The organism is Nostoc sp., assembly GCF_036917615.1.
In the GTDB taxonomy this organism is placed as follows: domain Bacteria; phylum Cyanobacteriota; class Cyanobacteriia; order Cyanobacteriales; family Nostocaceae; genus Nostoc.
Map to the genome: position 1 here is coordinate 35,161 of NZ_JBALCZ010000026.1, position 12,429 is coordinate 47,589.

At 43.3% G+C, this 12,429-nt stretch carries 11 protein-coding genes and 1 pseudogene; 3 read left to right on the forward strand and 9 right to left on the reverse strand.

The genetic code is table 11. The features are described from left to right. Nucleotides 1-361: 361 nt before the first annotated feature. Nucleotides 362-2,053 carry an NAD-binding protein gene (locus tag V7K85_RS08635; RefSeq protein ID WP_334812728.1) on the forward strand — a complete coding sequence of 564 codons (1,692 nt, stop codon included), beginning with the start codon at nt 362-364 and terminating at the stop codon, nt 2,051-2,053. A 550-nt stretch (nt 2,054-2,603) separates the two neighbouring features. On the opposite strand, the gene def is transcribed toward V7K85_RS08635, so the two are convergent. Both def and V7K85_RS08645 read right to left on the reverse strand, forming a co-directional pair. Beyond that, complete coding sequence (gene def, locus V7K85_RS08640; RefSeq protein ID WP_334812730.1) at nt 2,604-3,134, reverse strand: peptide deformylase; 531 nt, start codon at nt 3,132-3,134, stop codon at nt 2,604-2,606. A 242-nt stretch (nt 3,135-3,376) separates the two neighbouring features. Next, a complete protein-coding gene (locus V7K85_RS08645) occupies nt 3,377-4,618 on the reverse strand; it encodes an HhoA/HhoB/HtrA family serine endopeptidase (RefSeq protein ID WP_334812732.1) in 1,242 nt (413 codons plus the stop codon). Between the two features lie 164 nt (nt 4,619-4,782). Between V7K85_RS08645 and dnaA the strand changes: the two genes are divergently transcribed. Continuing rightward, the gene (dnaA, locus tag V7K85_RS08650; protein WP_334812734.1) at nt 4,783-6,234 is read left to right on the forward strand and encodes a chromosomal replication initiator protein DnaA; all 1,452 of its coding nucleotides are present in this window, start codon (nt 4,783-4,785) and stop codon (nt 6,232-6,234) included. A gap of 331 nt (nt 6,235-6,565) precedes the next feature. Here dnaA and V7K85_RS36425 read toward each other — a convergent pair whose 3' ends face one another. From V7K85_RS36425 to tpx, 5 genes and pseudogenes are all read right to left on the reverse strand, one after another. Then, complete coding sequence (locus tag V7K85_RS36425) at nt 6,566-6,727, reverse strand: hypothetical protein (RefSeq protein ID WP_442940559.1); 162 nt, start codon at nt 6,725-6,727, stop codon at nt 6,566-6,568. 1 nt (nt 6,728) lies between these two features. After that, nucleotides 6,729-6,893, reverse strand: a pseudogene (locus tag V7K85_RS08655) (hypothetical protein); the annotation flags it as partial. A gap of 222 nt (nt 6,894-7,115) precedes the next feature. Then, nucleotides 7,116-7,823 (reverse strand): MOSC domain-containing protein, encoded by a 708-nt coding sequence (locus V7K85_RS08660; RefSeq protein WP_334812735.1) that lies wholly within the window; start codon nt 7,821-7,823, stop codon nt 7,116-7,118. Between the two features lie 307 nt (nt 7,824-8,130). Then, nucleotides 8,131-8,364 carry a thioredoxin family protein gene (locus V7K85_RS08665; protein ID WP_334812737.1) on the reverse strand — a complete coding sequence of 78 codons (234 nt, stop codon included), beginning with the start codon at nt 8,362-8,364 and terminating at the stop codon, nt 8,131-8,133. A gap of 276 nt (nt 8,365-8,640) precedes the next feature. Next, nucleotides 8,641-9,141 carry a thiol peroxidase gene (tpx, locus tag V7K85_RS08670; protein ID WP_334812739.1) on the reverse strand — a complete coding sequence of 167 codons (501 nt, stop codon included), beginning with the start codon at nt 9,139-9,141 and terminating at the stop codon, nt 8,641-8,643. Between the two features lie 114 nt (nt 9,142-9,255). Between tpx and V7K85_RS08675 the strand changes: the two genes are divergently transcribed. Next, the gene (locus tag V7K85_RS08675; protein ID WP_334812740.1) at nt 9,256-9,921 is read left to right on the forward strand and encodes a MarR family winged helix-turn-helix transcriptional regulator; all 666 of its coding nucleotides are present in this window, start codon (nt 9,256-9,258) and stop codon (nt 9,919-9,921) included. Nucleotides 9,922-10,123: 202 nt separating this feature from the next. Here the strand turns inward: V7K85_RS08675 and V7K85_RS08680 are convergent, their stop codons facing one another. Both V7K85_RS08680 and V7K85_RS08685 read right to left on the reverse strand, forming a co-directional pair. After that, nucleotides 10,124-10,783 (reverse strand): response regulator transcription factor, encoded by a 660-nt coding sequence (locus tag V7K85_RS08680; RefSeq protein ID WP_334812742.1) that lies wholly within the window; start codon nt 10,781-10,783, stop codon nt 10,124-10,126. A 7-nt stretch (nt 10,784-10,790) separates the two neighbouring features. Beyond that, nucleotides 10,791-12,023, reverse strand: coding sequence for a sensor histidine kinase (locus tag V7K85_RS08685; protein WP_334812744.1), 1,233 nt, complete (start codon nt 12,021-12,023; stop codon nt 10,791-10,793). Between the last annotated feature and the right edge of the window lie 406 nt (nt 12,024-12,429).

The window sequence follows — 12,429 nt, forward strand, 5'->3', positions numbered from 1 at the left end:
TGACCATGATAACCACTAGTAACTTAAATTGTAACACACCTTCCGCTAAAAAACTCGTCAACGGAGTTAGGGACTTCCAACTAAAAAAATATCCCATCGCTGGGTAGGCAGGGGAGCAGGGAGCTCTTAGCTGGGGGAAGACAACAAAATATTATCTGAGTAAATTGAATAATTTATTTTCTGGAAGTTCCTTATAAGGCGGATTTACGAAGCTCAAAGATCCAAAATATATTTCCTCTAACTCCTGCCTCCAATTGAAACAATCGTGTTGTCAGCTACAGTTATATTCCAGGAAAGTGGGCAACATATATTGATAACTAACTAGAAATGCAGCCGTACCTGTAAAAGATGCTGCCGTTTCATGAAACCCAGAATTATTGTTTGTGGCTTAGGACTTACCGGATATAAAACCTTTCGGTTGCTGAGACAACAGGGAGCCTTCGTTGTTGGCATTCATCACCAATCTATCCCTGGCGAAACCGCAGGAGATGTGATTGTTGGCGATTTACAAGCAGCTTCTACCCTAACGGCAGCCGGAATTCAACAGGCACACACCTTAGTAATTGCTGGATCTAAAGATGCTCTAAATTTGTCAATTATGATGCAAGCGCGGGTGCTGAATCCCCAGATTCGGATTATCAACCGTTTTTATAATACAAATTTGGGGGAGCGCCTAGACCAAAGTTTGCCAGACCACTTGAGTATGAGTGTTGTGGGATTAGCAGCACCTGTATTCACGTTTGCAGCATTGGGAAACCAAGCGATTGGACAAATCAAATTATTTCAGCAAACTTGGCCGATTCACGAAGAATACATTGATGAAAACCACTTCTGGAAGGGTCGAAAGCTGAGTGAATTGTGGGAAGACCGATCGCGGATGCTGATTTATTACTTGCCAGTAAAAGGTGAGATGGATTTGGTGTCAGGTGTAATATCTGGACAAGAGATACAAGTAGGCGATCGCTTAATTGTTGGCACCCTACCCCGTATTCGTTCTCCTCGGAGATCATTGATTAAAAAACTGCTGAAAGTCTTGACTAATATTAGGCTGTTTCAGCAACATGGGCGCTCAGTACTGGTGGGTGCTATTGCACTATTGGCGGTTATTCTGATTGCTACATTCACCTATATGTCGGCTGAGTTGAGTTTGTCTCCTGTTGATGCTCTATATTTTTCTGTAGGCATGATTACTGGAGCGGGTGGTAATGACAAAGTAGTAGAAAATGCTCCTAACAGTATTAAGTTATTTACCGTTGTGATGATGCTGGTTGGAGCAGTGGTGATTGGTATTTGGTATGCAATGCTCACCGATTTTGTCTTGGGAAGCCGCTTTAAGCAATTTTGGGATGCAGCCCGAATTCCCCAGCGATATCACTACATTGTCTGTGGCTTAAGTGGTATTGGGGTAAGAATTGTCCAGCAACTCCACGCCAGCGGATATGAAGTTGTAGTAGTTGAACCCGACTCCAACAACAAATATATCAATACCGCCCGCGAACTCGGTATCCCCGTAATTCAGGGCGATGCCAGCTTTCGCACAATACTCAAAGCCAGCAATATAGAGTCTGCCGCCGCAGTGCTTGCTGTTACTAATAATGATGCTACCAATCTGGAAATCGCCCTCAAAGCCAAAAACTTGACATCCAGCATTCCGGTGATTGTTCATTATGCCGATCCCGATTTTGCTGGCATAGCACAAGAGCTATTTGGCTTTGAGGCAGTACTAAGTCCGGCTGAACTGGCAGCCCCAGCTTTTGCTGCCGCTGCATTAGGGGGACGCATCCTCGGTAATGGGATCACAGCCGATAGTCTTTGGGTGGCTTTTGCGACTGTGATTACACCTTCACACATCTTTTGTGGTCAGTGGGTGAAACATGTAGCAATGTCTACTGATTGCGTACCATTATACTTAGATAAAAACCACCAAACTCATCACGGCTGGGATTTATTAGAAAGTTACCTCTGTGCTGGGGATGTTTTATATATGACTATGCCAGCGACGCAGCTATATCAATTGTGGCGGGACGAGCGAGTTTGCGAATCACACGCTTAAAGCGATCCGATCGCTCGCTGCGCCAACCTCTTCTCTAGAAGACGGTTTCAGAGTAGGGGCGATCGCAGGCAATAGTAATACTATTTCACGAAATATCTACTACCTATACAGGGGAATAACCTTCTCAAAGTCCTCCAATTTATCGGAGGATTTAGGAGGATCTAAAGTTTTTGATACATCAGCCACCACTTTTCAGACATCCTCTTAGAGGATGTCTGAAAAGTGTACGAAAGGTATAATTTGTCATTCTCAGTGGAGCGTTCGCGTAGCGTCTCGTTGGCGCAGCCTCTCGTAGAGAAGAGAAGAATTGCAATTTCACGTGGGTTGATGAGATGCAACACTTGGCTATCGCTCCATTCCGCATGACATTTTTAACTTCTCAGACATCCTTTAAAAGATTTTACTACGCAAAATCGTCCCTCTCCGGGTCGGAGAGGGACTGCCTTGAACTTTAGTTCAAGGCAGGGAGAGGTTTATCGAACTCACGTTAAGTTAATTATTTACAGCCTTTTTCAATTAATTGAACTACACCATTCCCTACTCCCATTTATTAATTGTTAACGACTCGTTGTTGATATTCCTGCTCAGTGATCATATCGAGAGTGTTCTCTAGACGATCAACAAATACGATACCGTCGAGATGATCATACTCATGTTGAAAAATCCGAGCGATAAAATCGGTTAATTCTTGCTTTTGTAAGTTGCCTTGACAGTCAGTGTATTCCACTTCAACAGCTTTATACCGAGGAACTAACCCCCTAATTCCTGGAACACTTAAACAACCTTCCCAATCTTTGACAACTTCAGTTGAATGAGCAATGATTTTGGGATTAATCATGGCAGTAGGTTCCATTTCCGGGGCGTTAGGATACCTGGCATTAGGACGGGAAGCCACAACAAATAAACGATAGGATTGTGCTACTTGAGGCGCAGCAATTCCCACGCCGTTAGCCTTGGCAACGGTGGCGATTAAGTCTTCAATTAATTTTTGGATATGCTCATCTTGAACATTATCAACCCAAGCAGCTTTTTGGCGCAATGTCGGATTGCCTAATTGAATGATTGGCGCTAATTCAGTCATGAGAAAACTCCTTTGGATAATGGGGCATTGGGGAGCCAGTCGCATGGGCGGGTTTCCCGACTTGTGCGACCTGGCGTCATTGGAGAGCCAGTGCGTTGGGCGGGCAATGCCCGACTTGTACCGCTAAAGCGGAACCCGCTATGAAAGCAACTGGCGATTGGGGGAGTGGAGTATGTCAGTTGTTTTTCAAATGACTAATGACTAATGACTAATGACTAATGACTAATGACTAATGACTAATATCATCCTTCACGTCTCACAGGCAAAGGAGCAGGTTGGATTCCTAGTTGGACAATTTGCCCATTGCGTTCCACTTCTATTGGTAATTTAGTACCGATTTTGCTCTTTTCTACTAGCTTTTGTACTTCTTCAATTTTAGTAACAGGCTGGCTATTAATGCTTTTAATCACATCACCAACTCGTAGTCCAGCTACAGATGCAGGCGATCGCGGCACAATCTCAACGAGTAAAACGCCGTCATCTGCTGTAATATTTAAGCGATCGCCTGCTATATTTTTTATTCTTTCTTTATTTTCTGGTGTCAATGTTACCATTTGAACACCCAAATAAGGATGATCGACTTTGCCTTTAGCAATTAATTCTTGGGCAATTCTTTGCACTGTATTAATGGGAATAGCAAATCCCAAACCTTGAGCACCTTGAATAATGGCTGTGTTCATCGCAATCACCTGGCCACGAGTATTTAACAATGGCCCACCAGAGTTACCAGGATTAATCGCAGCATCCGTTTGGATGTAATCAACCCGCTTGTCGCTAGCACCAATATCGGTACTAGAACGACCTGTAGCACTAATAATCCCAGAAGTAACGGTATTATTCAAGCCTAACGGGTTACCAATGGCAATTACTGGTTCTCCTGGTTGCAAGGCATCGGAGTTACCCACAGATAGAGTTGGCAGATTATTAGCCTCAATTTTGATCGTAGCTACATCCGTAACCGGATCTTCACCCAAAACTTTACCATCAAAAGTCCGGCCATCTTTGAGTGTGACAGTAACTCTATCAGCACCATCTACCACATGGGAATTTGTCACAATTTGACCTGAGGAATTAATGATAAATCCAGAGCCACTACCCCGCTCTACCCGTTGTCTAGGCTGCGGCGTTGCGTCTCCAAAAAACCGCCGGAAAAATGGATCGTTAAATTCGTCTGGTACGCGAGAAGTGATTGTTCGGGAAGAATCAATGCGAACTACCGCAGGCCCCACATTTTGCACTACTTTTACCACAAAATTAGGATCTCCAGACGACGAAATAATTGGCGGGGGGACAAATACCGGATTGGGTTCTATTGTCTTTTGGGGTTGAGTATCGCTTGGCTGAGTCTCAAAGGTCTTGGCTGGTAGAAGAGAGCAGCTCCCCAGGAACACCACTGCTACCCCATATGAGAGCATCCATAACCTGCGGGGCAAACCCCTGGGATCAATTTTTTTGGGTGCTAAGTCATGGTTTCTTGTCTTCATGTGTCGTTGCTTCTCCGTGTCAGTCAGTGGGTGTTAGGATCTTGCCTACCGAGTATGTCCCAAAATGATTACAACTTAAAAGCTTATTCTAGGTCTAGCGTATCTCAATGCTAAATTGGTGCTTTCTCTTCTATTGTGACGATTAGCAGCAAAGGTGGTGGATAATGGAAATTCCCATAGAAAGTCTGTGGAGTCAGGTACTAGAGCGCCTAAAGCTTGAACTATCCCGACCTACCTTTGAAACTTGGATCAAAACTGCTAGTGCGGAGCGATTAGAAAATAATTGCTTAGTGATCCGCACTCCTAACCCATTTGCTCGTAATTGGTTACAAAAGTATTACATCAATACCATTGCTCATGTAGTACAAGATATTCTCGGTCATCCCGTAGGAATTTACATTACCGTTGCTCAAGGTGATGAAGTTTCTCATTTTAGTGAACCACAGGTTTCTTGGGAATCACCAAATTCCAGCACTATTTCTGAAACTGAAGTTTCTCATTTTAGTGAACCACAGGTTTCTTGGGAATCACAAAATCCCAGTACTACTTCTGAAACTATTCCTAATCACAACCAAAAAACTACTGAATTAAACTCTAAATATGTCTTTTCACGATTTGTAGTTGGTGCCAATAATCGTATGGCTCACGCTGCTTCTTTGGCAGTTGCAGAATCTCCAGGTAAAGAGTTTAATCCTTTATTTTTATGCGGTGGCGTAGGTTTAGGTAAAACACATCTCATGCAGGCTATTGGTCATTATCGCTGGAAAATTCGTCCTGATTGTAAAATATTTTATGTTTCTACTGAGCAGTTTACTAATGATTTAATTACAGCGATTCGTAAGGATAATATGCAAAGTTTTCGAGAACATTACCGAGCCGCCGATGTTTTATTAGTTGATGATATTCAGTTTCTGGAAGGGAAAGAATACACCCAAGAAGAATTTTTTTATACTTTTAATACTTTACATGAAGCTGGTAAACAAGTTGTGATTGCTTCCGACCGTCCTCCTAACCAGATTCCTAGTTTGCAAGAACGTCTTTGTTCTCGGTTTTCTATGGGATTAATCGCAGATATCCAAAAGCCGGATTTAGAAACTAGAATGGCAATTTTGCAGAAAAAAGCCGAGTATGAAAATATTCGTCTTCCCCGTGACGTGATTGAGTATATTGCTTCTAACTATACTTCTAATATTAGAGAATTAGAAGGAGCTTTAATTCGGGCGGTGGCTTATATTTCCATTTGGGGCTTACCGATGACGGTGGAAAATATCACACCAGTTTTAGAACCGCCTAACGAAAAAATGGCAGCTACCCCAGAAGCAATTTTAAAGGTGGTGGCGGATAATTTTGATGTTTCAATAGACGACCTCAAAAGTAACTCGCGACGAAGAGAGATTAGCTGGGCGCGTCAAATAGGAATGTATCTAATGCGCCAACACACGGCTCTGAGTTTGCCTAGAATTGGAGAGGAGTTTGGTGGTAAAGACCATACAACGGTGATCTACAGTTGCGACAAAATTACCCAACTTCACCAGAGCGATCGCACTTTAGCACAAACACTACGCCAACTGAGCGATCGCATCAATATGACAAGCCGTTCCCAAAAACCATCCTGAAGATGTATTTTAAGTTTTCCACAACCAGCACTCTGCTCATTAGCCTTGACGGCTGAATAATTAGTCGAGAATATTAAGTAACGTCTAAAAATTGATTAAATTTAACTTATATTGTCGAAAAATCTGACTTTTTGTGGATAAATCTCTGGAAAACTTAATATTTTGCTGATAAAACTTAATTAAGTATAATTACCTTGTGGAAAAACTATGGTATTTTTCCACAAGTTTTCCACAGGTAGTTAACTTCTAAAACATCTGTTAAACAAACTTATCACTTAATCAAATCGGATGTTTTCTGTAGTATTTGGTAAATCACTCATTCAAAAAATGGCTAAAAAAATTTGACCGCGCAGAGCGCCAGAGAAATAAACAGCTGTGCTTCATACACCTGTTCCGTAAATAGCTGAAAATCTAGTTCACACGTCTTCAAAGCTTCAGTGGCTTGTGAGTATCCCTGTGCATCAAACAAATTGCGATCGCGGATTTTTGGCAACTTGCGCTGCTAGAACGGCGGCGAAAGTAAAGTTTTCACTAACAATCAACTCCAAGTGGTCGCGTTGACGCTGGAGTTCTTGATTGAGTAATTGGGTGATCGCGGGATCGGAGGATGCAAGAAAGTCTGAAGTCACTTGTACTGAGCTTGTCCTAAGCGTAGGCAATTTGTGCCGAGCGTTCGCGTAGCGTCTCGTAGAGAAGCCGAGGTAAGGGCGTAGCCGAAGTAAAAGTCAAAAGTATTATGGAATAAGCTCTTTAGGGCTTTTCAATGGTCTGCTTATTTACGCCTTGCGGTACTAGTCACTTCAACTATCGCTATGGGAATTTATACAACAGTTGGTTTTGTTTGAGAGCACTACCTAAGTAAAAGTCCACGGTGACTACACTTAGTCAACTCCAAACAGACGAGGCTTGGGATCTAGATTTATACCCTTGGTTGCACGATTAGATAAGGTTTGCTGCCAATTTGATGCAAGCAAAGGACAAGCAGCCAGTTCAGCAGAAGCTTCTCGATCATTTATTTGATGATGCATAATGTCGTTCGCCTTGGCGATCGTCCATTCAGGAAAGGGGCGATCGCACAGAACAAAGAACTGCTCCCGTTTCACATAACCTTCCTTGAGAACACGGAAATACCAGCCAGTCTTGCCTGTTTTCTGAACTTGCAATGCTAGATTCTTTATTTGCCAACGTCGTGATATTTTCCAACAGGGTTGACGAGGCTGGGAGACCTGGATACATGCTGTTCCAATCTCATAGGTATCGCCAATACAAACTGATGTTTCTGTCATTTCCGCAACAGTAAAGTTTTCCCCAAATGCACCATACAACAGTTCGGATTGATTGAGTGCAACCTGCCAAGTTGGGTAATGCTTAACAGCATAGGCGAGTACTGCTTTTTCAGATCCTCCATGATATCTCAAGTCAGCCTGTCCATCGCCGTCTAAATTAGTTTTTCCCAACCAAACTGGTTCTTCTACTGGATCTTTGAAAAACCCAGTTGACCATCGGCGATCATTTGGATCATCAGAATTTTCCACACCCAAATATTTAGGAAGACCGACCTGAATAGAAATTAGGTGAGGTATTTTCATTAAGATATGGACTCACTAATTGCGGTATATTGCATAGACTAATTTAAAAAATAAAAATCAGCTTGATTGGCAGCATAGACATCGACAATGCAACCTTAAACTTAAACTAACTCCTCAACCGCACTGCGATATGACAATCCGACAGTTTTGACGCGAAGTGCTTCTAACTGGTCGTGAAAATCACAATTGAGAAGACGATACTTATCCACGCAGCATCTGGTTATTTTTTATAAAAGAAGGAAGAAAGAACGTTCTTTCTTCCTTCCTTAAAAACTGCTGTTGGATAGGACTACCTGAAAATCGAAGACTACTTCAGATCATTGATAGAAGCGCCGAAGTTGATATGGAAAGGTTTATTATCAATAACCAAAACTGGTACTGATTTCACACCCAAACCTTCTGCTTCAGGAATACGTGAGCTTTCATCACCAAGATTTACTATCTCAACAGCATATTGTGATCGGTCAAGAGCTGTTGCGAATTGCTGTTCAGCAGCCAAACATACTGGGCATCCTGCGTGGTAAAACACTGCATTTTTCATGTTCTAATTTCCTTTTAAACTATTAGGCGTTGCTAGTCCTAATCCTAAATATAGGAATCCGGTTTGATTACTTAAACTTTTGTAAGATAAAAAGCTGACTGGATAAAGCTTTCAGTCTCAGTAAGCTTTCAAGACTGAAGTCCGATTCTTATAGTACAAAAGTTGGTTAAATCAAATTTAGTTAGGACTCCTAAATAATAACCGGAAATAAAATGATCCGTCAAGGGGGTAGAAAGAAAAAATTCAGGAAATACGTTTTTTTTTCAGCCTCTGATTCTACATACTTGCCCGAATAGCAGCGATCGCTGCATCATAGTTTGGCTCGGAAGCAATTTCAGGTATAATCTCGCGGTAAGTTACCTTACCACTTTGATCTACCACGTAAATAGCACGGGTTAGTAGTCCTAATTCCTGAATTAGTAGTCCCCAGCCTCTGGCAAAATCCATGCTTCGGTAGTCAGAGAGCATAATGATATTTTCAATTCCTTCGGATACGCACCAGCGACTTTGAGCAAATGGCAAGTCTGCTGATACTGCATAAGCAACTATGGTATTACCTAGTCCTTTGAGAGCATTGCTAAATTTTTTCGTTACGTTCGCACAGACTGGAGTATCCAGCGAAGGCAATGTGATAAATAGCCGCACCTTGCCTCTAGAAAAATCTAACGGCAGCACTGGCGACAGATCGCTACCGCTTACCCTAATATCGCGGGCCATATCGCCCTCTTTGAGTTTTAAACCTACTAAGGTTACGGGTTGATTGTGAAACGTAACCATTTCTACCTCATATTGTTAAGAAAATTGAATTGATAACTTGAAGAAGATGATGTTATCCTAACTGGTAATTAGGAGTCCTAATTTTCAGCAAAACTCAACAATTTCCAACTAGACGTGACTACCAATCCATTTGACACATCACAAGACCCCATTGGACAACGAGTGATGGTTGGGCTGAACAAAATTAGCCTCGCCCTAAAGACCTGTGCATGGCAAAACGCAGGACAGCAAGGGCTAACACCAACACAAGGACAAATCCTAACTTTACTACGTTCCACGAGTAATTTAGGGATGCGGTTGTCGCAAGTGGCTGATGGACTTGCAGTCACACCAGCGACAGCAAGCGATGCAGTGACTGCACTAGTAGAAAAAAACTTAGTTCAAAAGAGTAGAGCACCAGATGATGCTCGTGCTATAGCTATTACTCTAACAGAGCGAGGGTTGCGTGAAGCAGACAGTGCGGCTAGCTGGCCCGACTCTTTGCTGAGTGTGATGGATGAGCTTTCCGTATTGGAGCAAGAAGTCTTCTTACGTTGTCTGATTAAGATGGTGCGAACACTCCAAAAACGGGGTCAAATTCCTGTTGCTCATATGTGCGTTACCTGTCACTTCTTCCGTCCCAATGTTTACTCTGATTGCTCGTGCCCTCATCATTGTGCATTAGTGAATGCCCCTTTTGGCGATCGCCACCTGCGCCTTGAGTGTCCAGAACACGTTACCGCCGAACCACAGGTAGCCGAGCGAGCTTGGCAAATATTTCTTTCTCAAACAAGGGACTAGACCTGTCCGAAATATAAATTTGGGTATAAAAAAATTATCTGTCATCCAGGTTATGTAAATGATTTTTTCTTACAATTGAGAAATGCGGGTTAAACCCCTTGAATACTTATTGCCTTACTATAACAATACCTTCGCCAAAAAAAGAGTATGAACAGAGAGGGCTGATGTAGTATAGTTGCCTAAACACTATATATTTAATTACTTATTTATCTAGTTGGTAATGCTTAGTTCCAAAGATCGAATTGGCGACAATCGCTAACTGAGCACGGTTCTTGCAATCGAGCCGACTGAGCAAATGCGTCACATGAGTCTTGACTGTGCCTTCGGTGATAAATAACTGTTCAGCGATTTCTCGATTTGTGCCTCCATTGGCAATCAACTGCAAAACCTCCTGTTCTCGCGGCGTCAGTATCTCCAATTTTGACAAAGCGGTTGGTTTAGCAATGCCCAAAGGATTTTTCATCAGCTTGTCCAATAGCCCCGGAGCCAATTGAGCATAGCCCTGATACGCCAGCCGAATTGCTTGCACTAGCTCCTCTACGGGCATATCTTTTAGCAAATAGCCTTTCGCACCTGCTCGGAGCGACTCGGCAATATACTGGTCATCGTCAAATGTGCTGAGTACGAGTACTTTCACACTGGGAAATTGTTCGCAGATCGTTCGTGTTGCGGCTCTGCCGTCCATTAACGGCATTCGCACATCCATTAACACCAAATCTGGCTGGAGGGCTGCGACCTGCTCGATCGCCATCTCGCCATTACTGGCAATGCCGACTACCTGCAAATCTGGCTGCAACTCCAACATCGTTTTCAGCCCTTGGCAAATCAGGCTTTGATCATCCACTATTAACACACGAATCATAAATCTATTAGCTAGACGACATTTCTGGCACGGTAGTTGTCAAAGGTACTTCCACCCCAATTCGACAGCCCTTTCCTGGTTCTGTCTCCAGGGTGAATGTGCCTCCCAATGCAGCGATTCGCTCCTGCATCCCTTGCAGTCCAAATCCTGTCCCAATGGAGCTACCCCGATCAAACCCACATCCATTGTCTACAACACTCAGTCGCACGATTTCGGATGTTGTCTCAATTTCTACCGTCACTGCTGTTGCCCGAGCGTACTTGTAAATATTGGTCAGCGCCTCCTGAACAATTCGGTATAGTGCATTCACGATCGCAACAGACATCGGCGCATTAGCTATTCCTGCTGTCTGCGCTATTATCTGCATTTGCGTTTCAATGCCACTTCCTTGGCGAAAATCATCGACCACAGCGGCGATCGTCTCAGTCAAAGACTGCTGTGTTCGATTTTCTTGGCGCAATGCCTGCACCGATTTTCGTACCTCTTGCATGGCAGTCACACCCAACCGTCGAGCTTGCTGCAAAAAAGGTTCTGCCCGGACTGGCTCCTGTTGCCAGAGCATCACTGCCGTTTGTAGCTGCACATTCAACGCTGTCAGCGCGTGCCCTAAAGAATCATGAATATCACGAGCAATCCGATTGCGCTCTTGGGCGGTTGCCAACTCTTCTGCCTGGGAGGCATACAGAGTTAGCTGCTGATGCGCCCTCGTCAGTTCCTCCTGTGTCTGACGTTCAGACAGCAGCGTATTAACTAGCATTAGCACCAGGAACAGCCCCAATCCAAACATCAGCGTTTCGGCAACTAGGTGCATCCAAAACTGCTCCTTGAACTGGGGCACAACCGTTGTCATATTCTGCACATAGCGGGTCTGATGCAGCAAAAATAACACGAGCAACATTCCTCCAACTGCCCAGCGTTCGATCATGCCCAACAAGAAGCAACTGCGAATAAACACAATCAGGTACAGCGTGGGCAAAATGTGGAGATATCCCAGCGTTGTTCCGTAGAAAATTAAGCCAATTTGGGCAAATGTATAGAGGATTTTAACGGATGATTTGCCCGTTGGCAGCAGCCACCCCATGACGCAAAGCAACATCAAAACTGAAATGTGCTGGAGAGGTAACCGCCTCCCAGCGATCGCTTCCAATACAGCTAAGGAACCGCAGCTTGTAAGCATCACCCATTCGGTATACACTAAAAAGCGAAATGGATTGGGCTGGAATTTTAGAGCAAATAGCATAGGATAATCGCCACACAAAGATTTTCTTTAAAAATACTAGTCAATAGTTTCAAGCTGCCATTTCTCTTTCGTTGTGATCTGGCAACGATCTCAACGAAAGTCGTAGTTGAGCTACGACTTTCGTTGAGCCAAAAGATAAGACCTTCTTCTGATGCTTCCAGCAAGGGTGAATGTCTATGATAAAGCTATTAACTTGACCAGCTTTCAATCAACATAGGCTTTATATGCCTTCAAAAGTTGTTGAGACATGATAATTCATCTTTTTTGAGAGCTAAGGGACGTGGTGATGAGTAGTCAAGCACAAAAACAACGATTAGCTTTTGGGCAAATCGCAAGACTCATCTGTTGGTGATGGCTAAAGTTCAGCCACAGTAAGTATTTCGGGCTTAACGTACATTCCTGTTCC

What these genes read in the sequence shown, in the direction of transcription:
- V7K85_RS08635 (WP_334812728.1), top strand. Translation starts at nt 362, where the DNA reads ATGAAACCCAGAATTATTGTTTGTGGCTTAGGACTTACCGGATATAAA.
- def (WP_334812730.1), bottom strand. Translation starts at nt 3,134, where the DNA reads ATGACTGAATTAGCGCCAATCATTCAATTAGGCAATCCGACATTGCGC.
- V7K85_RS08645 (WP_334812732.1), bottom strand. Translation starts at nt 4,618, where the DNA reads ATGAAGACAAGAAACCATGACTTAGCACCCAAAAAAATTGATCCCAGG.
- dnaA (WP_334812734.1), top strand. Translation starts at nt 4,783, where the DNA reads ATGGAAATTCCCATAGAAAGTCTGTGGAGTCAGGTACTAGAGCGCCTA.
- V7K85_RS08660 (WP_334812735.1), bottom strand. Translation starts at nt 7,823, where the DNA reads ATGAAAATACCTCACCTAATTTCTATTCAGGTCGGTCTTCCTAAATAT.
- V7K85_RS08665 (WP_334812737.1), bottom strand. Translation starts at nt 8,364, where the DNA reads ATGAAAAATGCAGTGTTTTACCACGCAGGATGCCCAGTATGTTTGGCT.
- tpx (WP_334812739.1), bottom strand. Translation starts at nt 9,141, where the DNA reads ATGGTTACGTTTCACAATCAACCCGTAACCTTAGTAGGTTTAAAACTC.
- V7K85_RS08680 (WP_334812742.1), bottom strand. Translation starts at nt 10,783, where the DNA reads ATGATTCGTGTGTTAATAGTGGATGATCAAAGCCTGATTTGCCAAGGG.
- V7K85_RS08685 (WP_334812744.1), bottom strand. Translation starts at nt 12,023, where the DNA reads ATGCTATTTGCTCTAAAATTCCAGCCCAATCCATTTCGCTTTTTAGTG.